At 34.3% G+C, this 25,344-nt stretch carries 25 protein-coding genes; 14 read left to right on the forward strand and 11 right to left on the reverse strand.

Annotated features, from left to right (window positions below):
* Nucleotide 1 precedes the first annotated feature (1 nt).
* Nucleotides 2–535, forward strand: a complete 534-nt coding sequence (locus ACPF9A_RS20625) for a DUF6134 family protein (RefSeq protein ID WP_424000025.1) — start codon at nt 2–4, stop codon at nt 533–535.
* Between the two features lie 30 nt (nt 536–565).
* Nucleotides 566–1,333: a patatin-like phospholipase family protein gene (locus ACPF9A_RS20630; RefSeq protein ID WP_424000027.1), complete on the forward strand. Its 768-nt coding sequence runs from the start codon at nt 566–568 to the stop codon at nt 1,331–1,333.
* An 11-nt stretch (nt 1,334–1,344) separates the two neighbouring features.
* On the opposite strand, the gene ACPF9A_RS20635 is transcribed toward ACPF9A_RS20630, so the two are convergent.
* The 6 genes from ACPF9A_RS20635 to ACPF9A_RS20660 form a co-directional block, all read right to left on the reverse strand.
* Nucleotides 1,345–1,956: a DEAD/DEAH box helicase gene (locus ACPF9A_RS20635; RefSeq protein ID WP_424000029.1), complete on the reverse strand. Its 612-nt coding sequence runs from the start codon at nt 1,954–1,956 to the stop codon at nt 1,345–1,347.
* Between the two features lie 129 nt (nt 1,957–2,085).
* Complete coding sequence (locus ACPF9A_RS20640; protein WP_424000031.1) at nt 2,086–2,985, reverse strand: EamA family transporter; 900 nt, start codon at nt 2,983–2,985, stop codon at nt 2,086–2,088.
* 140 nt (nt 2,986–3,125) lie between these two features.
* Entirely contained in the window at nt 3,126–4,283 is a 1,158-nt protein-coding gene (locus ACPF9A_RS20645) for an iron-containing alcohol dehydrogenase (RefSeq protein ID WP_424000033.1), read from the reverse strand.
* Between the two features lie 47 nt (nt 4,284–4,330).
* The gene (locus tag ACPF9A_RS20650) at nt 4,331–4,963 is read right to left on the reverse strand and encodes an NAD(P)H-dependent oxidoreductase (RefSeq protein WP_424000035.1); all 633 of its coding nucleotides are present in this window, start codon (nt 4,961–4,963) and stop codon (nt 4,331–4,333) included.
* 16 nt (nt 4,964–4,979) lie between these two features.
* On the reverse strand, nt 4,980–5,645 hold the full coding sequence (locus ACPF9A_RS20655; protein WP_424000037.1) for an NAD(P)H-binding protein: 666 nt from the start codon (nt 5,643–5,645) through the stop codon (nt 4,980–4,982).
* A gap of 1 nt (nt 5,646) precedes the next feature.
* Entirely contained in the window at nt 5,647–6,231 is a 585-nt protein-coding gene (locus ACPF9A_RS20660; protein WP_424000039.1) for a TetR/AcrR family transcriptional regulator, read from the reverse strand.
* 245 nt (nt 6,232–6,476) lie between these two features.
* Here ACPF9A_RS20660 and ACPF9A_RS20665 point away from each other — a divergent pair, with 245 nt between their 5' ends.
* From ACPF9A_RS20665 to ACPF9A_RS20685, 5 genes are all read left to right on the forward strand, one after another.
* Nucleotides 6,477–7,691: a patatin-like phospholipase family protein gene (locus ACPF9A_RS20665; RefSeq protein WP_424000041.1), complete on the forward strand. Its 1,215-nt coding sequence runs from the start codon at nt 6,477–6,479 to the stop codon at nt 7,689–7,691.
* A gap of 121 nt (nt 7,692–7,812) precedes the next feature.
* Nucleotides 7,813–8,379, forward strand: a complete 567-nt coding sequence (locus ACPF9A_RS20670) for a hypothetical protein (protein WP_424000043.1) — start codon at nt 7,813–7,815, stop codon at nt 8,377–8,379.
* Nucleotides 8,380–8,403: 24 nt separating this feature from the next.
* Nucleotides 8,404–8,607, forward strand: a complete 204-nt coding sequence (locus ACPF9A_RS20675; RefSeq protein ID WP_424000045.1) for a hypothetical protein — start codon at nt 8,404–8,406, stop codon at nt 8,605–8,607.
* Between the two features lie 519 nt (nt 8,608–9,126).
* Entirely contained in the window at nt 9,127–10,071 is a 945-nt protein-coding gene (locus ACPF9A_RS20680; RefSeq protein WP_424000047.1) for a fatty acid desaturase family protein, read from the forward strand.
* 149 nt (nt 10,072–10,220) lie between these two features.
* Complete coding sequence (locus ACPF9A_RS20685) at nt 10,221–11,549, forward strand: DEAD/DEAH box helicase (protein ID WP_424000049.1); 1,329 nt, start codon at nt 10,221–10,223, stop codon at nt 11,547–11,549.
* Nucleotides 11,550–11,838: 289 nt separating this feature from the next.
* On the opposite strand, the gene ACPF9A_RS20690 is transcribed toward ACPF9A_RS20685, so the two are convergent.
* The 5 genes from ACPF9A_RS20690 to ACPF9A_RS20710 form a co-directional block, all read right to left on the reverse strand.
* Nucleotides 11,839–12,237 carry a response regulator gene (locus tag ACPF9A_RS20690; protein WP_424000051.1) on the reverse strand — a complete coding sequence of 133 codons (399 nt, stop codon included), beginning with the start codon at nt 12,235–12,237 and terminating at the stop codon, nt 11,839–11,841.
* Nucleotides 12,238–12,250: 13 nt separating this feature from the next.
* A complete protein-coding gene (locus tag ACPF9A_RS20695; protein WP_424000053.1) occupies nt 12,251–14,884 on the reverse strand; it encodes a PAS domain-containing sensor histidine kinase in 2,634 nt (877 codons plus the stop codon).
* A 498-nt stretch (nt 14,885–15,382) separates the two neighbouring features.
* Nucleotides 15,383–16,579: an IS256 family transposase gene (locus ACPF9A_RS20700; protein WP_423997793.1), complete on the reverse strand. Its 1,197-nt coding sequence runs from the start codon at nt 16,577–16,579 to the stop codon at nt 15,383–15,385.
* A 69-nt stretch (nt 16,580–16,648) separates the two neighbouring features.
* Complete coding sequence (locus ACPF9A_RS20705) at nt 16,649–17,506, reverse strand: sigma-70 family RNA polymerase sigma factor (protein ID WP_424000055.1); 858 nt, start codon at nt 17,504–17,506, stop codon at nt 16,649–16,651.
* A gap of 566 nt (nt 17,507–18,072) precedes the next feature.
* Nucleotides 18,073–18,765 (reverse strand): nitroreductase family protein, encoded by a 693-nt coding sequence (locus tag ACPF9A_RS20710; protein WP_424000057.1) that lies wholly within the window; start codon nt 18,763–18,765, stop codon nt 18,073–18,075.
* 278 nt (nt 18,766–19,043) lie between these two features.
* On the opposite strand from ACPF9A_RS20710, the gene ACPF9A_RS20715 reads away from it, so the two are divergent.
* The 7 genes from ACPF9A_RS20715 to ACPF9A_RS20745 all read left to right on the forward strand — a co-directional run bounded on the left by ACPF9A_RS20715 (nt 19,044) and on the right by ACPF9A_RS20745 (nt 25,323).
* A complete protein-coding gene (locus ACPF9A_RS20715; RefSeq protein ID WP_424000059.1) occupies nt 19,044–20,321 on the forward strand; it encodes an arylsulfotransferase family protein in 1,278 nt (425 codons plus the stop codon).
* A gap of 249 nt (nt 20,322–20,570) precedes the next feature.
* Nucleotides 20,571–21,314 carry a hypothetical protein gene (locus tag ACPF9A_RS20720; RefSeq protein ID WP_424000061.1) on the forward strand — a complete coding sequence of 248 codons (744 nt, stop codon included), beginning with the start codon at nt 20,571–20,573 and terminating at the stop codon, nt 21,312–21,314.
* A gap of 153 nt (nt 21,315–21,467) precedes the next feature.
* Nucleotides 21,468–22,772: an NCS2 family permease gene (locus ACPF9A_RS20725; RefSeq protein ID WP_424000063.1), complete on the forward strand. Its 1,305-nt coding sequence runs from the start codon at nt 21,468–21,470 to the stop codon at nt 22,770–22,772.
* A gap of 20 nt (nt 22,773–22,792) precedes the next feature.
* Nucleotides 22,793–23,557 (forward strand): 5'-methylthioadenosine/adenosylhomocysteine nucleosidase, encoded by a 765-nt coding sequence (locus ACPF9A_RS20730; protein ID WP_424000065.1) that lies wholly within the window; start codon nt 22,793–22,795, stop codon nt 23,555–23,557.
* Nucleotides 23,558–23,681: 124 nt separating this feature from the next.
* Nucleotides 23,682–23,981, forward strand: coding sequence for a hypothetical protein (locus tag ACPF9A_RS20735; protein ID WP_424000067.1), 300 nt, complete (start codon nt 23,682–23,684; stop codon nt 23,979–23,981).
* Between the two features lie 49 nt (nt 23,982–24,030).
* A complete protein-coding gene (locus tag ACPF9A_RS20740; protein WP_424000069.1) occupies nt 24,031–24,327 on the forward strand; it encodes a putative glycoside hydrolase in 297 nt (98 codons plus the stop codon).
* A gap of 201 nt (nt 24,328–24,528) precedes the next feature.
* Nucleotides 24,529–25,323 carry a hypothetical protein gene (locus ACPF9A_RS20745; RefSeq protein WP_424000071.1) on the forward strand — a complete coding sequence of 265 codons (795 nt, stop codon included), beginning with the start codon at nt 24,529–24,531 and terminating at the stop codon, nt 25,321–25,323.
* The last annotated feature ends 21 nt before the right edge of the window (nt 25,324–25,344 follow it).

Genomic DNA, 25,344 nt, shown 5'->3' on the forward strand with positions numbered 1-25,344 from the left:
TGTGAAAAACACGCTTTTTTTTGATGTTTTAAATAATGATAAAGTAATTGGCAGTTTAAAAGCAACAAAAACAATTAAAGATTCTAAGGTTCAATACCAAAGCGTAACTACTATAAACACAAGGGTTATCAAAGAAATAGATGTGAATTATTTGTACAACGTTACCTTTGAAAATAATAAGTTAAAAAGGGCAAACGTACGTATAGATGTTAATGATAAACCCTACGCAGACATTCTCAGGAATTGGGAAATGGACTGTTACCAAATATCAAAGAATAATATAAACGAATTGGTGGTAGAAGAGGATATTAACTACGCCACCATATTGCTCTATTTTGATGAGCCTATACATATTGAACGATGCTATTCTGAACAAGATGGAAGTTTCAATACCATTATTCCTTTAGAAAATCACTCCTACAAAAAAATAAATGCCAAAAATCATGAGAACAAATACTACTATAAAAACGGTTTTTTACTGAAAGCTGAAATTGATGGGGGATTAGTAAAATTCGACATTGTTGCCCAAAAATGATTATTTTAAGAAATATAACATAAAACAGTTATGACAAATACCGGATTAGTACTTTCAGGTGGAGGCATTAGGGGAGTAGCTCATATCGGAGTGATAAAGGCCTTAGAAGAACATGCTATTTATCCTACTCATATATCTGGCACGAGTGCTGGTGCTATTGTTGGGGCATTATATGCCGGTGGTATAAATTGGGCAGATATACTTGAATTTTTTAAAGTAATCCCTATTTTCCATGCCAATAGATTTGCCCGAAATAAACCAGGATTTTTAGATACTGAGAAGTTTTATGATGAGTTTAAAAAGTTCTTTCCAAAAGACACATTTGAATCATTACCTAAAGAACTTTTTATTACTGCTACCGATATTATTAAAGGAGAACTAAAGATTTTTGATACAGGAGAATTAATTAAACCAGTGCTTGCATCTGCAACTTTTCCTGGTGTTTTTTCGCCTATTAATATTAATGGATCTTTTTATGTGGATGGTGGTGTATTAAACAATTTTCCTATCGAGCCCCTAAAACCTTCCTGCGACAAAATTATCGGCAGTTACGTAAACGCACTAAAGGCTATTAAAATAAAGGACTTAAAGCATTCCTATAATGTATTGGACAGAGCCTACAAAATAAAATCTGCTTCTGATTCTATTGCGAAATTTGCAGATTGTGAATTCGTAATTTCACCCGAAGAACTTAGCGAATATGCGACATTTGATATGCGATCTATAGATGCCATTTTTGATATTGGCTATAATAGTACTATTGATGCCTTACAAAAACAGGGGTATTCAAAGCAATGAGAAAGCTTATGTTATAACTTCACATGACTAGCACGTTCCATGAAATAATCTTCAAATCGTTCTAATTTAGGATGCATTTTTTCTGAATATATCACGTACTGACATTTCATAATACTCTGGGCAACAGTAATCATCGCCGTGTAGTCAGATTTCTGAATCAAGAAATCACCATCATCAATACTACAAATCTTTAATTGTGAGGTACTTACTCCATTTAATAAAAACAATTTATGCAGGGTAGTAGGTGTTGTAATCAATATATCTATACCTTCAAATATTTCTGATTTTTGAATGTCTATATGCAGCTCTTTATAACTTGCATAAACTCTCAATGAACAGTATTTGGTATACCTTAAAAATTCATCAAAGAGTTCAAGTACTTTTTCTTTGTTCTCAACCACTACGACCGCTCTAGGCGCATTGCCCTCTGCCTTACATTTTAATTTCTGTAAGGTTGTCAATATCAAGGTCGTCGTTTTACCACTGTCTTTTGGTGCCGTACAATATACATTTGTACCACTTTTTATAATAGGAATACTTTTCTTCTGAAATGCTGTTGGCTCTTCGATAGAAAATTCTTCTAAAGTTTCAAGTATGTATGGATTCAGTTTTTTAAAAGACATAAGATGGTTTATAAAATTCTACGTTATTAAGAATATATAATTCTGCAAAGATACAGCCTACTAGCGGGCGAACCTTATTATCGTACTCGAATTTCTTATGAATATAGTATAAGTAAGTAACCTGATGTTTTATGAATAAAGTATAAGAAAGACACCAAGCATTATGCCGGCTAGTGGTACAAGCTTTTTACGCTTGTTCTGTTCTTTAAAGATAAAACCGCCAACGACCACTGCTATCAATATTTGGCTTCGTTTTATTGCCGATAGTAACATAATCAATGCATCTGGGTCTTGTAGTGCTTTAAAGTAGAAATAGTCTGCCGTTTGCAATAATAAACCCACCATTGGTATCGTCCATCGCCATTTGAAAGTGCCTTTTAAATTGGGGTTAGTTGCGCGAGTTATAAGAACCACAACGCCTATAATCAACATGGTATAGGTACAAAACCAAAATTGTAGGGTAGGGGGATTCAACGCTAAACTTTGTATTAAGAACTTATCGTACAAGCCACTTGAAGCACCCAAAAAGGTGGCACCTATAATGGCGTATATCCATTTATTGTTCTTAAAGTTTATACCCTCTTTTTTTCCAATTTTAGAATATAGAAAAACAGAAAATATGATTAGAAAGAAGCCAATCCACTGCAAAAAATTGGGGCGTTCTTGATAAATTAAAATCGCACCAATAAAAGTGAAAAACGGACCAGCAGAACGTATTGGTGTTACAATAGTAATTGGCAAGTGTTTCAAAGCTTGATATGCCAATACCCACGACGAAGCCATAATCATAGATTTGATGAAAATGAAGCCGTGTGTCTTCAATGAAATATCTGACACAAATAAACCAATTGCTTCTAATTCTTCAGGATAATATTTTGAACCCAAAAACAAAGGTAAAAACAGTAAAAAACCTGTTATCAAAGTACCCAGTAATACAGAAAAAGCATCATTGCCTTGTACGGCGTGTTTCTTACATAAGTTGTGTAATCCTAAAAAGAGTGCTGCTAAAAGTCCGAGGTACATCCACATAATGCGCGCGAAGATATTGGTTTTTGACTATTCTGCCTTCGAGATAAGACATTCATATGTGATTTTTAATTGGCACAACCAGAAATAAAAAAAGGACTGTCTAAATTAGACAGCCCTTTTTAAAAAATACTTTGCTTAACCTAATAAGCCATTTTCACAATCTTCTGTGCATCTTCTGGCATTAAAGCTTGACGTTCACCTAATTTCCAACCGCGATCTGTAAATCGCTCAGAAATTTCTTCAGCAGTGCCTTCATAGTCTTTAGTGTAATCAGACAACTTGGTATCTATACCTAAATGATGAAAAAATTCTTCGGTTTTCTCTATTGCAGCATATGCCTTGTCATCAATACTACCTTCGGTAATATTCCAAACACGTTCGCCGTACTGTGCTAATTTCTCTTTTTTAGCTTCGAAATTATACTTGTAGTGACTTGGTGCGATTACCGCTAATGTACGTGCATGATCAATACCGTATAATGCCGTTAGCTCATGCCCCATCATATGAACTGCCCAATCACCAGGAACTCCCTTTTGAATTAATCCGTTCAATGCCATTGTACAGCTCCACATAAAATCTGCGCCGGGTGTATAATCGGTCGGGTCTTTCAAAACTTTTGGTGCTACTTCAACTAATGTCTGCAATATACTTTCTGCAAATCTATCTTGTAACGATGCACCTATCGGGTAGGTCATGTATTGTTCAAGAACATGCGTAAAAGCATCTGTAATTCCGTTCGCCAATTGACGCTCTGGTATAGATGAAATCACTTGTGGGTCTAGAATTGAAAACTCAGGAAACAATCCTGGTCCGCCCATGGCTAGTTTCTCTTTGGTTTCCGCTCTTGTAATTACCGCACCTGAATTCATTTCTGAACCCGTTGCAGGTAAAGTTAAAACGGTACCAAAAGGCATCCCTTTTTGTGTTCTAATGGTTTTGGTTAAAATATCCCAAGGAGTATCTCCCTCATAAACCGCTGCGGCTGACAAGAATTTTGTTCCGTCTATTACAGATCCACCACCAACAGCTAGTAAATACGTAATATTCTCATCTTTAATAATCTGCAATGCATTCATTAAAACAGCATATTCAGGGTTCGCCGGTATACCACCGAACTCAATAACATCAACATTTGCCAAGGCCATTGTTACCTGCTCATAAATACCGTTCTTTTTAATACTACCGCCACCGTATAATAATAATACTTTAGCATCTGCGGGGATTTCACTTTCTAATTTCGCTATAGTATCTTTTCCAAAAATAATTTTAGTCGGATTCTTAAATTCAAAATTGTTCATTTTCTTTCTTCTTTTTTATTTCTTATTGCAATTTTTTGACTGAGTACTTACTCAATTACAGTCACCATATCTTTCATTGGTTTTCTAACCTTTACCAAGTTTACCAACCAGTCTTCACTTTCATTCCTATACCCTAATGGTAAAAGAACCGCACTACGTAATCCTTTTTCACGTAAACCTAATATCTTGTCTACGGCATCTGGATCAAAACCTTCTATAGGTGTAGCATCTACTTCTTCAAATGCCGCCGCAGCAATCGATTGAGAAAATGCGATATAAGCTTGCTTTGCAGCATGATTAAAGTTTTCTTCAGCATCTTTCTTCGGGTAGGTATCTAACAACATTTTGCGATAATTTTCCCATCCTTCGTTTTTAAAACCACGTATCTCATTGGTTAAATCGAACATGTAGTTGATTCTATCTTCAGTATAATTATCCCAAGCAGCGAAAACTAATAAATGAGAACAATCTGTAATCATAGACTGGTTCCAAGCTACTGGTCTAATCTTTTCTTTAATATCTTGATTCTTGACCACAATAATTTCAAAAGGCTGTAAACCACTAGAAGTAGGTGCCAAACGTGCAGCTTCTAAAATACGTTCTACTTTATCTTCTGCTACTTTTTTACCATTCATCGCCTTAGCGGCATATCTCCAATTTAATCTATCTAATAATTCCATTTTAATCTATCTATATTTAGTTACGTTTTGTTAATTGTTCTATATCGTTTGATTTTATGATAACATCGGTATTACTCGTTGTATTTGCTAAATTCAACATTGCCTGAGCAATGCTTTCTGCATTAATAATTTTATACTTTTTAAGCGGACCAATAAATAGCGGTTGTATGGCTTTAAAAACTGACAATCCTATTTTTTCTAACACCCTTTGTTCTTCCCTATCACCTCCAATTAATGAGGGTCTTAGTATTGAAGTATTCGGTATGGCTTGGTCGACTACTGCCTGCTCCATTTCGCCTTTAGTTCTATTATAGAATACACTACTTTTTTTATTAGCTCCCACTGCAGAAACTACCAAATATGTTGCGATACCATTTTCCTTGGCTAATTTTGCTGCTGCTACAGGTATGCCATAATCAATCTTCTTATACATTGCTTTATCTGGAGTCTTTTTGGCTGTGGTGCCTAAACAACAATACACTTCGTCTGCCGTAAATTCATTCTTGAATTGTTCTAACTCCAAAAGATTACCAATGTACTGTTGCGCTTTGCTTGGTAGCCCTTCTATTCTCGATCTAGAGAATAATTTAATCGTTTCGTACCTGTCATCGATAAGTAGTTTTTCTAATAATAACCCACCTGTTAAACCCGATGCCCCTAATATAATTGCCGTCTTTTTCATCTTATTCACATACCTTAATACTGCTCCAAGCTGCTTGATATGCTTGTTCTAATTCATCTTTATCCATTTTTACCGAACCACGAATTTGAGTAATCATTAGAAAAGAAAGCGGGTTAATTGAATACGCATACAGCATATAATCTGATAAAGGTTTTATAATACCTTCTTTTTTACCACGCGCCCACAAATCGAGTAGGGGCTGTAGATGCTTAATGCCCTCTTGTCTGCTCTTTTCATCTATCATTGGGGTATTATCGCATTGGGCAAGAAACATGGCATTAGCACTTTCTTTAAGTTTAAAATCCGCAATACGTTTCCAAATCACTTCAAAACCTTCTTCAACAGACATAGTCTCATTATAAGTAGCAAAAGCATAAGCCGTGTAGCTAGTCTTAACTTCTATATAGGTTTTGTTCACTAGATCTTGCTTATTTTCAAAATAGAGATATATAGTCGCCGGAGAGACACACGCCATTTTTGCAATCTTGCTCATGGGTGTGGCATGAAAACCATCATTGTTTACCAATTCTATAGTGGCATTTATCAATGCGTTTCGTTTGTCTATACTTTTTTGAAGTGCTGCCATTTTTATAATTTCAGAGTACAAAGATATAGAAAATGAACGTTCATTCTTTTTTATTAACAGAACTTTAATTTGAAAGGAAGAAATGGTAGTTAAAAAAGAATACTATCCTTATAAAATCTAAGAACATTCTGCAAACATGGTATTTCTTATTTCTATAACTTTAAGAGCTAGTATATAGGTAGTTCCCCGTCCTTTTCAATTTTATATTGAATCTCTTAACTTGTTGTTCAAAATAACTATACTCAATGTATAAAATTCTATCATTAGATGGCGGCGGAAGCTGGGCTATTATTCAACTACTTACCCTAAAAGATAGATATGGTAATATTGAAGGTCGCGAAATATTAAAAAAGTTTGACCTTGTTATTGCTAATTCTGGCGGAAGTATAGTGTTAGCTGCACTTGCCGAAAATTATACTTTAGATAAGGCAATCTCCCTTTTTAAAGAAAAGCAAAATAGAGAGCAAATTTTTCATAAGAACTCTTTCAAAGATCGTTATTTTCCTGTGGATTATTTGGGACTTTTTAATGCAGGATTTGGACCAAAATATAGTGCTACCAAAAAAAAGGAAGCTTTTGAAAATCTGTTTCCAGAGATTGATAAAATTCAGATGGATGAACTGCCAACTCTTATTGGCAAAGAATCACTGAAAATTGTGGTTGCTACGTATGATGCATTAAATAACAGAGCTAAATTCTTTAAATCGTTTTCAACAAATCCTGAAGGATATGATTCTGTTAGATTAACTCAAGCTATAAACGGCTCATCTAACGCTCCTGTTCAATATTTCGATTTTCCGACGCGTTTTAAAGCGAAGCAAAGTGAAATATATTATGAGTTATGGGATGGTGCCCTAGGCGGATTCAATAACCCTATTTTAGCCGGAATCATAGAAGCCTATAAACTAGGTGTAGACTTACAAACGGTTCAGATTATATCTCTAGGCACCAGTAATTCATTAATGTCGTCTGAAGCGAAACAAAATTTTTGGGATTGGAAACAGATTGCACAAATCTTTAGAAGAAAGAAATTTGCTTTTTCTAAATGGAAACCGCAATTCAATTTCTTTAAAGAAACCGTATTGCACCAAGCTAAAACTATTTTATACCAACCACCAGATACGGCCAACTATATTGCTATGATGCTTTTACAGGTAGCTACAGATAAATTACTTAACGAGCAAATTATACGCTTATCGCCCTTAATTCATTATGATGAACAAACTGAAACATCAATAATTCCTTTAGTTCAAGATTTATATAAATTAGATATGGACCTAACCAAAGATGAAGAAATTGAAACGTTGATTAATTGTTTTAATGCCTGGAAAGGTGGAAAATTATATAATCAACCCATAGAATTTAAAGTAGAGCGCAATAACGATTTATCTTTTATTAAAGGCGATAAATGGTATCAAGAGGGGATGGATAGGTGGAGGAGTTGGGAAGCTACTGAATAAACTTCCAACTTAGAATTTCCTAGTTTTAACTGAAATTCTTTATAAAAAAGTCAGCTTTGCTATCGTAGTATGGTTTATAAATGCTTTTACCTATTTTTGAGAAATTAGATAACCCTGCACCATGACACTAAAACAACAACTTTACATCATTACTTTTTTATTTGCAGTACCACTTATAGCTCAAGAAATTAGCCCTTCTGAAGTATTTTGGAACAACTTAAAATCTCATTGCGGTAAGGCATATGAAGGTAGTTTAGCATTACCTGAAGAAGATGAAAGTTTTGGTGGCAAAAAACTTGTTATGCATGTTAGAGCATGTAGCGATAACGAAATTAAGATTCCGTTTTATGTTGGTGACGATAAATCTAGAACATGGGTTTTAACAAAGAACCAAGATATCATCAGTTTAAAACATGATCATCGCCACGAGGATGGTACAGAAGATGATGTTAATTTTTATGGTGGTACCGCAAGCAATGCTGGTAAAGAAGATATTCAGTTTTTCCCTGCGGATGTTGACACTCAAAAAATGATACCGGGTGCCGCTACAAATGTCTGGTGGATTACCGTTAACGATTCTACTTTTACCTATAATTTAAGAAGATTAGGAACCGATCGTGTCTTTAAAGTTGTAATGGACCTAACTAAACCAATTGCAGAACCTTCTGCACCTTTGGGGCTGGGTTGATTAATTTCCTTTGGACAGGTTTTTATGGCATATCTAGCAATGTTCTTTGATGTTGCAGATTTAGATTTCCTTGAAGAAACTATTTTATTAGAAAAAGTAATTAGTCATGTTTTTGGAATAGGTACATTATGGAATATTGTTCCATTTGGCTTTGATAGAACCCTTAGAACTGGTCCAGATAGTAATCCATATTTTACAGAAAAAAACAAATATATTTTGGAATATTGAAGGTGTAGACATTAATAATCTTGGTGATTTTGGCACTGCTAAAAATCAAGGTTTAAATATTGCTAAAATGGAGGTTCTTCTTGGAGTTAGAGGTTTTGTAAATGCTAAAAAATAGTTTAGAAAAACTAATTAAATATTATAAAAAATTAAAGCTTGTATTGGAAAATATCCCAATACAAGCTTTTTTATATTCTCAACGATTTTCATATTTAAAATTGAGTGTCATCTTCCTTTTAATTAATATTTTAACTCCCTATTTTAATTTAGCTTATCTTCCCACCAATTGATTAATAGAATTATAAACACATATAAAGTAAACCAGCGTTTCTTTAGTTTAAAAACTATGCTGTTTTTAAGTTTTAAATTCCCCCTAAAAAAAATAGCATCGCAAATCCGAAATTCTCAAGAGACATCAACCCAGATTTTTCAAAGACATTAAGAAAAAGGGTCAACACCTATTTTAAAGCAGCTAAAAAAAGTAGAAATGCCAATGCAACTATGGTCATTAAAACCATAATTATGCTTGCGCTCTTTTTTGTACCGTTAATAATTCTTTCGTGCGGTATAGTAACCCAAGTACCCGTTCTATTTTTACTGTATATCTTAAGTGGTTTAGGAATGGCAGGTATTGGCATGGGCGTTATGCACGATGCCATTCATGGATCATATTCCAAAAACAAAAAAATAAATACACTTTTAGGATATTCATTTAATCTAATAGGAGCTAATGCAACTATATGGAAAATACAGCACAATGTTCTGCACCATACTTTTACCAATATAGATCATGCAGACGATGATCTAAATGCTCCATTTTTCTTAAGATTCTCACCGCATGCAAAACATTATTGGGTACACCAATATCAACATATTTATATCTGGTTCTTTTATGGTATTTCAACACTTTCTTGGATTACAACAAAAGATTTTGTTCGCCTAAAACGCTTTCGAGATATGGGCTTTTTTGATAAGAAACATGAATATGAAAAAACATTGGTGAGTATGGCTGCTTGGAAGCTTTTATACTATTCCTATGCGCTTATACTTCCTATGATAATGCTGCCGTTTGCATGGTGGGTAATTTTATTGGCATTTCTATCTATGCATTTTGTTACTGGTATGTTGGTAAGTATCGTTTTTCAGATTGCACATATTATGCCCGTAAATGAGTTTCCGTTGCCCAATGAAAAAGGAATGATGAAAGATGATTGGTATGGACATCAATTTGCAACAACTAGTAATTTTTCTCCTAACAGTAACATTTTATTCTGGTTAATAGGCGGGCTAAATTATCAGGTAGAGCATCATGTATTGCCTGATGTTTGCCATGTGCATTATAAAGATCTTACCAAAATTGTATCGGAAACCGCACTAGAATTTGGTATGCCGTATAATGTGAAAAAATCTATTGGACATGCCATTTGGGACCATACCAAAATGCTACGCATGTTAGGCGAAAAATAAATACCGCTTAAATTTAAATAACAAGCATTAATTCCAGTCTTTTAGTAATTCTTTATAATTGGAGACATTGAACATTTTAAATACCTCTTATAATAAGAATAGATGGTATTACCGATAAAAGTGTCATTATCTTTGCACAAAATTATTTTATGTCAAGCCAATTTTCGGATTTAGGAATTAATATTGAATTTCAACAGAGTTTAAAAGAATTACAAATTTCTGTACCTACAGATATTCAAAAAAAATGTATTCCTGTTGTCCTAAATAAAAAAGATGACCTTGTTGCATTGGCAAAAACAGGAACTGGTAAAACTGCTTCTTTCGGCTTACCATTACTGCAATTAATCAATACAGAAAATACAGCAGTACAAGCTGTTATTTTAGCGCCAACAAGAGAATTGGCACAACAAATACACGCCAACCTAATTTCATATGCCAAACATAGTCCTGCGATATCAATTGCTTCAGTATGCGGTGGTATACCTATAAAACCTCAAATAGAACGCTTAAAAGAAGATACTCATATTGTAGTAGCTACGCCAGGTCGTTTAGTTGATTTGGTAAAGCGGAAGGCTATTGATATAAAAAATTTAAAGTACTTGGTTTTAGATGAAGCCGATGAAATGGTAACTGCTTTGAAAGAAGATTTGGATACTATAATTGAAGGCATTCCAAAATCTCGCCGTACACTTTTGTTTACGGCTACCATGTCTGGCGCAATTAAACAGCTGGTTCAAAATTACATGTCTAAACATGTAGTTCATGTTGAGGCAGATATGTCTACACTTGGCCACCAAGGTATTGATCACAAATATGTGGTGGTAGAGCCTATTGAAAAGTTAGATGTGCTTATGCACTTCTTAAACACAAAAGAAGGGCAGCGTGGCATCATTTTCTGTAAAACGAAAGCGGCAGTAAATAAGCTAGCGAAAAATTTAGCTATCAATAAATTTTCATCAGGTGCCTTGCACGGTAGTTTATCTCAAGGTATTCGTGATCGTATAATGGGTCAGTTTAGAGATGGGCATATCGATATATTGGTAGCAACCGATTTAGCTGCGCGTGGTATTGATGTAAAAGAACTGGGTTACGTAGTTAATTATCATTTACCTGATACTTTTGATGCATATGTTCACAGAAGTGGACGTACTGCAAGAGCAGGGGCGAAGGGACTTTCTTTGACGATACTTCAAAAAGAAGAAGTATCTGAAATAGCAGATTTTGAAAAGGAATTAAGTATTTCTTTCTCGAAATACCAAAAGGCAGATACACAGAGTATAGAAGAAAATAATACGCTACTTTGGGCCAAAAAAATCTTTAAGACCAAACCTAATCGCGAAGTAGCTGAAGAATTCAAAACTAAGGTAAGAACCATTTTTCATCACTTGACCAAAGAAGAATTAGTGGAGAAAATATTAGCGAATTACCTAGCTCAAAATGCGACCACGAATTCAAAATCTGAAGATTCTAAACAATAACGATTTATTGGTTATGGAGATCCTGATAGTGCTGCAATCTATTTAACCTGGTATGTTTATTTTGGTGGTCAACCTTTAGATGCTTAGTTAATTATTAGGTTTTGACGATGAATAGGATTATTTAAATAGCTTAGATAGCGGCTAGATTACCTGTAAATATTCCTTTATAGATTTTTTTTAGCGGTATGAATTTGGTGTTTTTTTACCTGATTTTCTTACTAGAAGTCTGTGAAAATTATACTGCGGATAGCTTTTCGAAAAGCGGAAAATATCAAAAAATTTTTTAATATTATTTCTTTTGAATTAGTATATCCAACACTTTAGCTAACTTATCTTTATTGAGAGGTTTTGACAAATAATCTATAACATGTTGGTCATTACTAGCTGCTTCCATATCTGCATTACTTATAGAGGAACTTAGCATTACAATAGCTGAATTTGCTTTTTTATCGACTGTAAATTTTGAAAATTCAAGCAAAAATTCAAACCCATCCATAATGGGCATTTTAATGTCTAAAAATATAAGTTCAGGAAAATTATCGGCTTTAGTTTTCAAATAATCTAAAGCCTCTATTGCTGAAGACTTTACAGTGATAGTCTCTGCAATATTTTCTTTTTCAGTCACAATTTTTGAAACGTAATTATCTATAGAATTATCATCGACTAGCATTATCTCCTTTAACTTCATAGCAATTTTTATATTATAAGGAATTGGGTAATTTGATACTGAATTTAGTTCCTATTTCCAATTCAGATGTTACATGTATAGAGCCTTTTAGTTTCTCTATTGTTTCTTTTACGATATATAGTCCCATTCCTGAGCCTGTAGATAACGTAGTAGCTCTATGAAACATATCAAATATTTTATCAATATACTCTTCTTTGATTCCTATACCGTTGTCTTCAATATCAATTTTAACATTTTTATCATCGACTGCAATGAAGATATTTAGAAAATGATTTTTTTTATTCTTGTCATGATATTTAAAAGCATTTGATATTAAGTTATTTAATATTATTGATATGCGTTTTGGGTCAGAAAGAAAATCTACAGTTTGGTTTATATCCAAAGTAAGTTTTGGTTTATAATTAAGGTCCATGTATTTTAAATCTTCCCAACTAGAATTTATGAGCGATTCAAAATTAATTCTCTCATGCGCTAACCCCGTTCTAGTATTTAATGAATAATCTAAAATATCAGCTATGAACTTATCCATTTTATCTATGGTTTGGGTCATTAACTTAATAGGTTCTTTATCAACTTTACCAGAAGTGTCGATTTGCATTTCAAGAACTTGAATTAAGCCTTGTAATGAAGTTAATGGAGATCTTAAATCATGAGACGCACTATACACAAAACGATCTAGTTCAGTATTAATTTTAAGTAATTCTTCGTTGCTTTGAGTTAATTCATCACTTATCAATTTATCTTTAGTAATATCTTGTATAGTGCCTTTTAATATCACATTACTATTTTCATCTTTTACTATTTCACCAACCTCCTGAATATATTTTTGGCTAATTTCATCTGAATTTATAAAGTACCCAATAGTATATCCGGTTTCATTTTTAATTGCATTCGATACCAATTCATCAATAGCATTTTGATTTTCGAGAATACATTTTGATTTATACCTTTCATATAAATCTTGAGATGAATTTTTGTCCAATTCAAAAATTTGATAAATTTCATCTGAGAAAAAGATTTCCTTGGTTACAGGGTTAAATTCCCAATTACCAAGTTTGGCCATTCTTTGGGCTTCCTTTAATTTCAAATTTGTACGTTCTAACTTTTCTTCAGTAATTTTAAGTTGGGTTATGTTGTTATGTGATATAACCAGTTTATCCAATTCAGTACCAAAGGGCTCTACATGCATTGTAAACCAACGCTTTTCATCGTTATAATGAGATGGATATTCTATTTCAAAATGTCGTGTCTTTTGGTTGAGAACAGACATTAATCCATCCAATATATTTTGCGACAATTCATCTCCTTCAGATATCCCATGTTTACATACTTCTATATAATTGCTTCCTACAGAGGTACTTTCATAATTGTATCCACCGTTGTTTATAGAATAATCATTCCAAGCTTTATTCACTGCCAAAACCTCGCCAGTTTTATCAATTACAGCAATATGAGCCGTTAACGATGATAGAATACCTTTATTAAATGCTTCACTTTCAACCAAGGCTTTTTCTATTACTTTTTTCTCTGTAATATCTGTAAAATAAATAGTCAACCCATCTTGGGTAGGGTAAATTCTATTTTCAAACCATTTGCCATAAAAAGAAAAGGATTCTACTGAAATATGCGCTTTTTGAGATTTAAAAGCATTTAAACAGGCATTATAAAAAGGAAGGCGAACTACCTCAGGAAATTCGGTCCATATATGTTTGCCCATCAAACTTTCAGGGGTTCTACCCACAAATTTCCCTGCTTGTTTATTGACGTACGTATAACACCAATTAGTATCTAAAGTTGTAATACCATCAGAGATACTGGTTAAGGTTTTCTCATACTGAGCACTGATTTTTTTCTCACTGATTTTCTTTTCAGCTTTAAGGTCGAGGTATTTCCTTTTATAATTTAAAATAGAAAGAACTTCTCGGTTTTGATTGGCTATAAATGAAGTGGTTTCGAATACTTTGTCTATGTACTTTAAATACATAAACAGTATTAAGGAAAAGATTACTGCAGATAATGTTTTTGCAATAAAATTACCTATTAAAGAAGCCGTGTATTTCGAAGTACCATAGAAAAGTACTGTATGAAATGTAAACGCATCAAAAATGAGAACTGACCAAAGTGATAAAAGAAGTATTAAAAAGTAATGTTTTTTATGAATCTTAGAAATCAAAAATTGATAAATACTAGTAAGTAAGATAAAGTCAAAAAATAACAGAAATGTTCCAATGAAAAATATTTTAAAATTTAAATTGGGAAATAAAGTGAAATTTACATCGCCAGTTCTATTAGTAATTCTTATAAAATAATCTTGAATAGCTGCGATTTCAAATAAACCAATAATGAAAGCACTTGAAATAAGAACTGCAATAATTAATATTCTAGCACTTTCGACACCCTCTTTTACATAAATTAATAATACCGCAAATAACATAGCGCTAAACAATACAATAGATTGTGGAAATACTGGAAATTCTCCTAAAATCTTATATGGTTCTATGTAATCAATATTAATTTGAAAATATTGTATGCCTCCTAGTAAAATATATAGTGGAGCTAAACCTAATCTATTTCTTAAATTGAATAAAAGAAGAATACAAGTAGACACTATCAACAATAGTATTAGAGTAGAGAGAACAACATACATAATAACTATTTTAACATGAATTTAAGAAATATTTTAACCAATTGAAAATTTTTGTTAGGTGAAAAAAAGCTAAATAATGTTACTTAAACGCTAAATATTGCCCAAATAGTATTATAAGAAAAATATTACTATTTTCAAGATTGAATTACCATAGATACAGCAGATGTTGTTTCTTAGATTTAAAGCACGTTTAATTTTTTAATACATAATAGCAAAAAAGAAAAAAACGCGATAAGAGAATATCCCAAAGATCTTTATTCTGTTCAAGAATAATTTCAGAAACAACAAGAAATACTATCTAGGTGTATTTTGAAATTATTTAGTAGCCGCCAAACAATCTAGAAGAAAAATTTCGCTCATATTATATTAGAGAATAGTAATAAATTGAATCACTATTTGATATAAATAATGTTACGAGTCTACAAATATGCTTTCAACATTTCGTGACACTATCCCATTAACTGTGTAAGTTAAAAATAACAGGGGTTGGACTTTTATCTAAAGTCTGACCCTTTTTTCATAGATCGTCAGGAACTGATTTAGGATTATGCCCCAGTTCCTTACAGGCATCGACCACTTTTTGGTGGCCTCCCTTACCGCCAAATATACGGATTTCATCACGGCATCGTCCGTCGGGAAGGACAGCTTGTTCTTGGTGTACTTCCTGATCTTGCCGTTCAGGTTCTCGATAAGGTTGGTGGTATAGATTATTTTCCTGATCTCGATGGGGAACTCGAAGAACACGGTAAGCTCGTCCCAGTTGTCCCTCCAGCTTTTGACGGCATAGGAGTACTTCCCTTCCCATTTGTCCGCAAAGTCCTTTAGGGCGGCCTTCGCCGCAGCTTGTGTAGGTGCGTTGTAGATAAGTTTCATATCTGTTGTAAAGGCTTTTTTGTCCTTCCAGACAACGTACCTACAGGCATTCCTTATTTGATGCACCACACATATCTGGGTCTTGGATTCGGGGAACACGTTCTTGATGGTCTGGGTGAACCCGTTCAGATTATCGGTTGCGGTTATCAGGATGTCCTCGGTGCCACGGGCGCGTATATCGGTCAGTACGCTCATCCAAAAAGCGGCGGACTCGTTCTTGCCCAACCAAAGCCCAAGGACCTCTTTCTTACCGTCCCTGCGCAATCCTACCGCGATATAGACCGTTTTGTTGATGACCTTCGAGTTCTCGCGTACCTTGAACACGATCCCGTCCATCCAGACGATAAGGTATATCGGTTCCAATGGCCTGTTCTGCCAAGCGACGATGTCCCCGGAGATCTTGTCGGTTATCCTCGATATGGTGGATGTGGAGATATCGAAGTTGTAGACCTCCCGTATCTGCTCTTCGATATCGCTGTTGCTCATTCCCTTGGCATAGAGCGATACGATCACGTTCTCGATACCGTCGACCATATTACCGCGCTTGGGCACGATCATGGGGTTGAAACTGGCATCCCTGTCCCTTGGCACCGCGATCCTTGATTCCCCGAAGGAGGTACGGACTTTTTTGGTCGAATGGCCGTTACGTGTGTTCCCGTTCCTGGCCTTTCCATGTTTGTCATAATCGAGGTGGCCGTCAAGCTCGCCTTCCAGCATCTTCTCGATACCACGTTTTTGGAGTTCTTTCAGAAAACCGTTCAGCTCGTCACCGGTCTTGAACTGTTTTAAGAACTCATCGTTGAATAATTCCTCTTTCTTCATAATGGTGTGAAAATTTAAAGTTAAAAAAATAGCGGGGGCATGCCCCCGCTATTTTTTTATTTACACACTTTATGAGATAGTCCTCATTTCGTTTTGAGACTTGTTACGCAATTTACGTACAGCCTTTTCTCTAAGTTGTCTAACGCGTTCTCTGGTTAAGTCAAAAAGTTCTCCAATTTCGCTTAAACTTTTAGGGTGACTTTCACCAATGCCATAATACAGCTTAATTATTTCACTTTCTCTACTAGGCAATGTATTTAATGCTTGATTAAGATCAGTTTTAAGTGAATCCATCATCATACCTGCATCTGGTCTGTTTGCATCTTTAGAACTTACTACATCATACAAATTCGATGATTCTCCTTCTTGAAAAGGTGCATCCATTGATAAATGTTTGCCCGAGTTTTTTAATGCAAGCTTTACTTGCGTACTACTCATATCCAACTCTCTAGCTATTTCAGTAGTACTTGGTGGTCTTTGTAAAGATTGTTCTAAAGTAGAGTATACCTTTTTGATTTTACTGATTTCGCCGATTTTATTCAATGGAATACGTACCATTCTTGATTGCTCAGAAATCGATGATAATATAGATTGTCTAATCCACCAAACAGCATATGATATAAACTTGAAACCTCTGGTTTCGTCAAAACGTTTTGCCGCTTTTACCAAACCAATATTTCCTTCGTTAATTAAATCTGAAAGTCGTAATCCGCTACCTTGATATTGTTTTGCTGTAGAAACTACAAAACGTAGGTTGGCGTTTACTAAGGTATTTAGGGCATTTTGATCTCCTTCACGTATTTTTCTAGTCAGCTCTACTTCTTCATCTGCGGTAATCAAATCAATTTTTGATATTTCTTGAAAGTACTTTTCTAATGATTTAGTGTCTCTGTTTGTAATTTGCTTAGTGATCTTCAGTTGCCTCATATATTTTCTTTGTTTTTATCGTTGCTATAATGTAAGCTATTTTTTGATGAAATCCTAATGAAATCAAGTATTTGCTGTAATTATTTTAATGATTTTTTAAAATCGTTTAATTAAATCTAATATTATACAGTTATTTGATGTTATTTTATTAAATCTCTAATACTTAGACAATAGTTATCCCAATTACTGCAATCGTACCGGCGTGCAGACCTCTTTAACGACTTAACGCCTGATATTTGTGCCGAACATTTAGAATCTAGTTCTAAATTTCCGAGCATTTTATCAAAAATGCACTTGTACGGAATTAATATGTGTAGTTGATGGAGTAGGAGTCAAAGAAACACCCTAGGCATATACATATGCGAAATATAGCGGTGTTAAATCGGGGTCTTTCCTGACCAAAAAAGAGCTACAGTATTCACAGGAAGGTGTATCGAAGAATTTATTCCGAGTAAATCAGAATGTAAAACCGACTACTTAATTCAACAATCTGATTTATAATGTGAATAAAAAAATCCTATCTAAAATATTATTAGATAGGATTTAAAGTATCATTACTTAAAGTATTACTCATAGAACTCTGAAATAGCTTCTATTGGTTTTCTTTCAATATCTGGCACATATGTTGGTGTCATTGGGTAGCCTACCGGTAGTAATAAAAAGGCCCTTTCATTACTTGGTCGCTCCAGTAGCTTTGCTAGAAAGTTCATAGGACTCGGAGTATGTGTTAATGTAACCAAACCCGCATTGTGTATAGCAGTTATTAACACACCTGCGGCAATACCTACAGATTCATTAACGTAGTAATTATTTACTTTTTTACCATCACTATCTAAATCATGTACTTTCTTAAAAACGATAATAAGCCAAGGTGCATCTTCTAAAAAGGGCTTATACATATTTGTACCCATAGGCTCAAGATCCTTTAACCAACGGTCGCTCATTCTACTTTCATAACTTTCCTTTTCTTCTGCTTCGGCAGCCTCTCTGATCTTTGCCTTTAATGTAGCATTAGAAACAGCACAGAAGGTCCAAGGTTGTTTATGTGCACCTGACGGGGCCGTAGAAGCCGTTTTTATTAAAGTTTCAATTACTTCTTTAGGTACAGGTGTATCTGCATACTCTCTAACGGATCTTCTTTCATCTAAATGTTTATAAAAGGCCTCACTTTTGACAATGAGTTCTTCTTTAGATAATGCATTTTCTTTATAAAGCACATGCGTGTGTCCGTTTACTACTATATGAGATTTAGATGTCATTGCTTTTAACGAGTTTTAATTGCTGATTTCACTTTCAAAGATATTGTTTTTTTTACTGTATTAATTAAGGCAAATTACTGATGAAATAGGTGTTCAGATGATTTTTTTAAACAAATCGTAATTCGTTTACCGAGTAAAACCATCCTTTTACTTAACGATACTCCTTTTACACTGAATGGGGAAATACTGTATGAATGGTAATTCTATATTTATCATGTTGCTTAACTAGGGACAAAAGTAAAATACCCAAAAATTACCTAATCTTAAATATAAGAAGTATGAGAAAATCAGTTTTAAAAGTAGGTTTTACTTCTGTTTGCGTATCAATGCTATTATTAACCTCTTGTAGCGATGATAACGACGATTTAACCCTTTCGGAAGATACTACAACAACAGCCGACAGCGATGAAATAGAAGAAGCTAGTAGTACCGTAGATTCCAATTCCTATATACTAGCAGTTGCGCCAGATGATGGTGTATTTTTAATTGACCACGATGGTAATACATTGTACGACTGGGACTTTAATGGAGATCAACTGGGTAATGATGCCGAGTTACTTAGCGATGGTAGTTTATTAGCTACAATTAAGGTAGATAATCCACAAATAACCTATGGTGGTTATGGTGGTAGTTTTAGAAAAATCAACGCAGATCAAACCATTGCTTGGAATGTTGATTATTCTAGCGACACCTATATATCGCACCATGATGTAAATTACCTTTCTAACGGAAATATCATTTTCCCTATTTGGGAACAGGTTAGTCAAGATGATGCTGCCGAAATGGGATTTTCTGGAAATTTTGATATATATCCGGATGCTATTATAGAAATGAACCCTTTAACTCAAGAAGTGGTTTGGGAATGGCATGTTACAGATCATATTGTACAAGATTTTGATGAAAGTAAAGAGAACTTTGGGGTAGTGGCAGATGTTCCAAACCTGATTGATATCAACTACAATAATGACCAATCTGATGGTGATATCACCCATGTAAACGGTATTACATTAGACGAAGAAAATGATTTGCTTTATATGACCGTTAACTTTTACAGTGAGGTATGGGTAATTGATCATAGTACCTCAACAGAAGAAGCTGCGTCTAGTGCTGGTGGTAATTATAACCTTGGTGGAGATTTAGTATACCGTTTTGGAAATCCGTTAACGTACGATAATATTGGTGAGGTCACCTTAAATAGAGTACACTATCCAAACTTATTCGATGACAATAAAATGTTGCTATTCGTAAACAACAAATATGATAATCAGTCTGCAGTAGCTGAATATCAATTGAGCCCCCCTTATGAATTAATAGCTGGTCAAGATAATGAGCCTGAACTTATTTGGGAGTTCACAGATTCGGATCTATATAGTAACGGACTAGGTAGTGGTGTGCGAATGAGTAATGGAAATACCTTAATTGCAGAAGGTACAGGCGCCATATGGGAAGTGAACAGTGATGGTGACTTATTATGGAGATTTACAAATTACAGTAGACCTTGGCGAGCATATGCATTTACTAAAGATGATGAAGCAATAACTGCTCTAGGTCTATAAAAATATAGTTTTTTTGGTTTGATTGATTGGTAAGAAAGAGCTCCTTTAGAAATATAGGGGCTCTTTTTGTTGTACTCATGATTGTGTTCATTCATTTTTTAAACTGTTACAAAATTGGGTCCACGTTTAGGTATTATTGAATACAAGAGTACTTTCGCTAAAAAATAGCAGCCATTCGCTTAAATTAAAATTATGGTTTCTTTATAAGCCTTAGGTTTGAGAACTATAACAGCAAATAGCACTTAAATTATGAGATTATATATTCAACTAGTATTGCTCTTAGTATTAGCAACAAGCCAGGCGCAAAATACAGAAGACAACATCACTTACAGCAGTTTTATTGCTGACGAAAATGTTCACGTACAATTAAGCACTGTAGACCAAGCAACAATGCTTACTATGCTACATAAAGGGTTTTATGTGTATTTTGATGTTAAGGGCAAGCGAAAAAAGAATGTCTCGATACAATATCCAATTAACATTGCACCTCCTGAACGCCCAAATAGAAACGATAGAGAAAATGTTAATAGAGAGGAGCTAGACCAAGATGAAAGAAGAGGACCTGATTTAGTTAAGTTGGTCTCCGAAATGCCAAAAAAGGCTGAATTCACTAACCTAGATTTGGTACAAGAGTTTCATTTAGACTTAAACAAACTAGGGGTTTCCATTACTTATAATTATAATGAAGATAGCAAAGAACTTCAGTACGAACTAATCATTCCTAAAAAGGAAATTAGCGACGCTAACTTCTCTAAACTATCCATTGGTATCGTAACACCTAAAAGGGAAAAAGAATCTAAAGATAAAGATTCAAACATCAGTTTTGGCGGTGGTGGTCAAGGCGGTGGAGGTGGTGGTAGAGGAGGCCAGGGCGGTCCCGGTGGAGGTCAAGGCGGCGGTGGTCGCGGCGGATCTCAAGGTGGACCATCACAGCAAAATGATAGACCAGCAGAAACATCTCTTGATATTTGGTTTAAGGCTGACATAGGTTAAATAGACTGTTGTACGTTTTAAAATCAATAATTATTGACTCCCTAATAGCTTTAATCCCTAAAATATATAGTTATAAATGATGATTCGAAAAATGTTCTAAGATTCCGTCAACGATACGTGTAAAATGCTTCTTTTCTTACTATTTTAATTTTCATGGAAGATAGAAGTACGTTTATACGAACTGAAATACTGGCAGGTATTAGTTCATTTTTAGCAACATTTTATATCATTATTGTAAATCCATCAATTCTTTCTGCTTCCGGTATGCCCTTTTCTGCAGCGGTAACATCAACGGTTCTTGTTTGTGCCTTTGGGAGTATTATGATGGGGTTATATGCAAAGAATCCCTTTATTATCGCACCAGGTATGGGTTTAAATGCTTTTTTTACCTATACCGCCGTATTAGGCTTAGGTTTAAGTTATCAAGCTGCCTTAGGTGCCGTTTTCTGGGCAGGTATTTTATTTCTAATATTAAGTGTTCTTAAAGTCAGGGATAAAATTGTACTTGCCATACCACACTCCCTAAGATTTGCTATTGCCGCCGGTATTGGACTTTTTATTTCTTTTATAGGTTTCCAAAATGCAGGTTTTATTATTGATGACAAAGCTACCTTAGTTGGTCTGGGTTCACTTAAAGATCCTATGTGTCTTACTTTTTTAGTGGGACTACTCATTACTGCCATACTAATAGCTAAAAGGGTTACGGGAGCTATGATTATAGGTATACTATTAACTACTATTCTTTCCTGGCCAATTGGTAGATGGTGGGGAGACGCCTCTCTTGTAAATTATGGTATTCCTACTATTGTTAATTACTCAGGAGTTTTCTCAATGCCAGACTTCAGCTTATTATTTAAAGCTGACTTATTAGGATCTATCAAATATGCATTTTTACCAGTAATCTTTGTATTTGCCTTTACAGATTTATTCGATAGTCTTTCTACATTCGTAGGTTTATCAGAAGCATCTGGCTATAAAGATGAAGACGGAAACCCAAAAAATCTAAAAAAATCTTTAATGGTAGACGCGGTTACCACCATATTTTCAGGTTTGGTAGGCACGAGCTCAGGTACTGCATATATAGAATCTGCTGTTGGTATTCGAGAAGGTGGTAAAACGGGACTTACAGCAATTACTGCTGGCATTCTTTTCTTACCGTTTCTATTCTTCTCTCCATTGTTATCCATAGTTCCAAGTATAGCCAGTTCTATTGCATTGGTTTTAGTAGGTTCTTTTATGATGAAACCGTTAACTAAAATTGATTGGAATACGGCAGATGAAGCTATTCCGGTTTTCTTTACCATGATACTAATGCCATTAACGTACAGCATAACCACAGGAATCATTTTTGGTTTTCTAACATATACCTTACTCAAGCTCTTTGTTGGCAAGAAATCGGAAATAAACCCAGTGTTATTAATTATAAATGCATTATCAATTCTTTACCTATGGCTATAAGACACTATTTAATTTTTCTAATGCTATTTACTTTATGCGGAGTAAAAGCCCAACGTATTGCAATTATGGGTGCAATGGACGAGGAAATAGAACTTCTAAAGGAGCAATTAGAAAACAAAGAAGAAATAGAGAAAAACGGAATTATATTCTATACCGGTAAACTTAAAAATAAGGAAGTTGTTCTATTAAAGGCTGGTATTGGAAAGGTAAATGCAGCATACAGTACTGCAATACTTACTACACACTTTAAACTTAATGCGCTAATTTTTACTGGTGTCGCAGGCGGATTGCACCCAGATATACAACCAGGTGATATTGTTATTGCCGATAGTTTGGTTCAATATGATTTTGGTCAATTACAGGATGATAAATTTATAACGTGGCCAACACGAAATCTTATTAAGAATACTAAAAATCCTTTATTTCTCTCTGTAAATAGCACATTGCTTCATAAAAGTAAAATAGTCTCTAATACCATTCAACTAAAAGCATTTAAAGGCAGAATGCCTAAATTCTTTGTAGGGACTATTGCTACTGGTGATACTTTTGTAAGCGATGCTATGAAGGCTAAAGCTTTATATTCAAATTTTAATGCACTTGCCACTGAAATGGAAGGAGCCGCAGTAGCTCAGATTTGCACAATGTTGGATCTACCCTATATCGTATTACGTAGTTGTAGCGATAATGCAAATACCGACGCTCATACAGATTATTTTAAATTTGTTGAAATCGCTGCCGTTAATTCAGCCCAAATGGTTTTGGCTTTACTTGAAAATACGCTCTAAATTTATCTCATGCTTTCATCTATAGATAAAGGCGGTTAATAGGTTTATATAGCTTATTTGTATATAATCTTTTTAATAACACATCGTTAAGATTACTTTTGCTCTTAAATTAAAACACATAACCATGAAAAAAGTAATTGCAACATTCATTCTAGTAGCTACGTTAACTAGCTGTAATAGCGTAAAAAATATGGATACCTCTAAGGTTTCTGATGCAGCATCATTATTAGGTTCTTTAAGCTCAAACTCTACTGTTCAACAAGTAGCAAGTCTATTTAGTCTTTTAGATACTAACAATGACAAAGCTATTAGCTCAACTGAAGCTATTGGTGAAGTTTCTGAAAATTTTGATGTTTTAGATACTGATAACAGTTCTAATCTAAACCTTACTGAATTGCAAGGCATCTTAGCGTTGTTGAAGTAATAAATTAAATGATATTAAAAAAGGCGTATTCATTAGAATACGCCTTTTTTTGTTTCTATTCTATAATAAACAGGCACCTTACCGTGTATCTAATATCTACGGATTAAAAGAAGGCAGCTCTACCACATATGACATTACCTTAGTGCAACCACATACCTCCATAACCGATAATCAGGGTTTTTATTATGCCTTTGCTAGCTATTGGTTAGTAAACAACGGTAATACTTATTTTTCTGAACAAGAAATTACCGATGACTATAATGACCCATCACCTTGGCGAGAAGAATACTCATGGAATTTTGGTAAAGCCACTGGCAACTATACGCAACTAGAAAACGGACTCTAACAAAGAGAATTTTCTCGTGCCTTGGTTTTCGTCAACGTTAGTGAATCTGGCAGCATACAAGTAGATTTAGACACACCTTATTTAAATGAAGTAGGGGAAGAGGTAAGTTCTATTGTAGTGAATGCCTTAAGCGGAACAGTATTGAGAAAGTTAAGTGAAAAATAATTGATAGATATCGCAGCACACAAAGCAAATTCTAAAATGAATAAGAAAATTTTCTTTCTATCATTTATAATATTCATAGGATATAATAATGTACTCATATCTCAGAATTCCATTGATTCAATTACTATAGATAATCATCTGACTTCCATCTATAAAAAGTTTAAGGATAATAAGCATGATTACGGCGGTACTTATGGGGAAGCTAGAGATAGCATTTTAATACGGTTTCAAAACACATTGGCTAAAACACTTAGAAAGGAATCTTTTTTGAATGTTAAATACGATTCGTTAGCTGAATACATGAGAATCATATCTTCAAAAGATGATAAACTAAAAATCTTTTCTTGGGATGAATTCAATGGTGGTATCTGGCACATCTATAACTCTATGTATCAGTACAAAGTAAATAACAAATTGGCTGTTGGGTTTTTAACAACTAAAACCGAGAATCATTATATCACAGATAACACAGAAGTTTACCACTATCAAGTACAGTTAATCGATAACGACAAATACCTAGCGAAGGCGTACGGCACACACGGTAGCGGCAAAGAGTTTTACATGTTTAGACTCTTAAGCTTTAATGATGGTGTTTTAAAAGACAGCGATGGCTGCTTTAATGGGGATGATAAATTCATGTACGAAATAAGTAGAGGTCATGATGAATTGATACCACAATACAACCCCGTAACAAAAGAGATTTCGTACTATGAGTTGGTAGAGAATTATATCGATGGAGACTTAAATTCCCCATCGGGCTTTATGGATTCTACCGGTAAAATTCTAAAACTGAGGTATAAAAACGGAGTGTTTATACCTCTAGAAAATTAGATCATTTTAAAATAGCGCCTT

It is taken from the genome of Maribacter sp. IgM3_T14_3, from assembly GCF_049603095.1.
Lineage (GTDB): Bacteria > Bacteroidota > Bacteroidia > Flavobacteriales > Flavobacteriaceae > Maribacter.

Bases quoted from the DNA above. Each gene is read 5' to 3' on its own strand.
- ACPF9A_RS20630 (WP_424000027.1), top strand. From the start codon at position 566: ATGACAAATACCGGATTAGTACTTTCAGGTGGAGGCATTAGGGGAGTA.
- ACPF9A_RS20635 (WP_424000029.1), bottom strand. From the start codon at position 1,956: ATGTCTTTTAAAAAACTGAATCCATACATACTTGAAACTTTAGAAGAA.
- ACPF9A_RS20640 (WP_424000031.1), bottom strand. From the start codon at position 2,985: ATGTGGATGTACCTCGGACTTTTAGCAGCACTCTTTTTAGGATTACAC.
- ACPF9A_RS20645 (WP_424000033.1), bottom strand. From the start codon at position 4,283: ATGAACAATTTTGAATTTAAGAATCCGACTAAAATTATTTTTGGAAAA.
- ACPF9A_RS20650 (WP_424000035.1), bottom strand. From the start codon at position 4,963: ATGGAATTATTAGATAGATTAAATTGGAGATATGCCGCTAAGGCGATG.
- ACPF9A_RS20655 (WP_424000037.1), bottom strand. From the start codon at position 5,645: ATGAAAAAGACGGCAATTATATTAGGGGCATCGGGTTTAACAGGTGGG.
- ACPF9A_RS20660 (WP_424000039.1), bottom strand. From the start codon at position 6,231: ATGGCAGCACTTCAAAAAAGTATAGACAAACGAAACGCATTGATAAAT.
- ACPF9A_RS20665 (WP_424000041.1), top strand. From the start codon at position 6,477: ATGTATAAAATTCTATCATTAGATGGCGGCGGAAGCTGGGCTATTATT.
- ACPF9A_RS20670 (WP_424000043.1), top strand. From the start codon at position 7,813: ATGACACTAAAACAACAACTTTACATCATTACTTTTTTATTTGCAGTA.
- ACPF9A_RS20675 (WP_424000045.1), top strand. From the start codon at position 8,404: ATGGCATATCTAGCAATGTTCTTTGATGTTGCAGATTTAGATTTCCTT.
- ACPF9A_RS20680 (WP_424000047.1), top strand. From the start codon at position 9,127: ATGCTTGCGCTCTTTTTTGTACCGTTAATAATTCTTTCGTGCGGTATA.
- ACPF9A_RS20685 (WP_424000049.1), top strand. From the start codon at position 10,221: ATGTCAAGCCAATTTTCGGATTTAGGAATTAATATTGAATTTCAACAG.
- ACPF9A_RS20690 (WP_424000051.1), bottom strand. From the start codon at position 12,237: ATGAAGTTAAAGGAGATAATGCTAGTCGATGATAATTCTATAGATAAT.
- ACPF9A_RS20695 (WP_424000053.1), bottom strand. From the start codon at position 14,884: ATGTATGTTGTTCTCTCTACTCTAATACTATTGTTGATAGTGTCTACT.
- ACPF9A_RS20700 (WP_423997793.1), bottom strand. From the start codon at position 16,579: ATGAAGAAAGAGGAATTATTCAACGATGAGTTCTTAAAACAGTTCAAG.
- ACPF9A_RS20705 (WP_424000055.1), bottom strand. From the start codon at position 17,506: ATGAGGCAACTGAAGATCACTAAGCAAATTACAAACAGAGACACTAAA.
- ACPF9A_RS20710 (WP_424000057.1), bottom strand. From the start codon at position 18,765: ATGACATCTAAATCTCATATAGTAGTAAACGGACACACGCATGTGCTT.
- ACPF9A_RS20715 (WP_424000059.1), top strand. From the start codon at position 19,044: ATGAGAAAATCAGTTTTAAAAGTAGGTTTTACTTCTGTTTGCGTATCA.
- ACPF9A_RS20720 (WP_424000061.1), top strand. From the start codon at position 20,571: ATGAGATTATATATTCAACTAGTATTGCTCTTAGTATTAGCAACAAGC.
- ACPF9A_RS20725 (WP_424000063.1), top strand. From the start codon at position 21,468: ATGGAAGATAGAAGTACGTTTATACGAACTGAAATACTGGCAGGTATT.
- ACPF9A_RS20730 (WP_424000065.1), top strand. From the start codon at position 22,793: ATGCTATTTACTTTATGCGGAGTAAAAGCCCAACGTATTGCAATTATG.
- ACPF9A_RS20735 (WP_424000067.1), top strand. From the start codon at position 23,682: ATGAAAAAAGTAATTGCAACATTCATTCTAGTAGCTACGTTAACTAGC.
- ACPF9A_RS20745 (WP_424000071.1), top strand. From the start codon at position 24,529: ATGAATAAGAAAATTTTCTTTCTATCATTTATAATATTCATAGGATAT.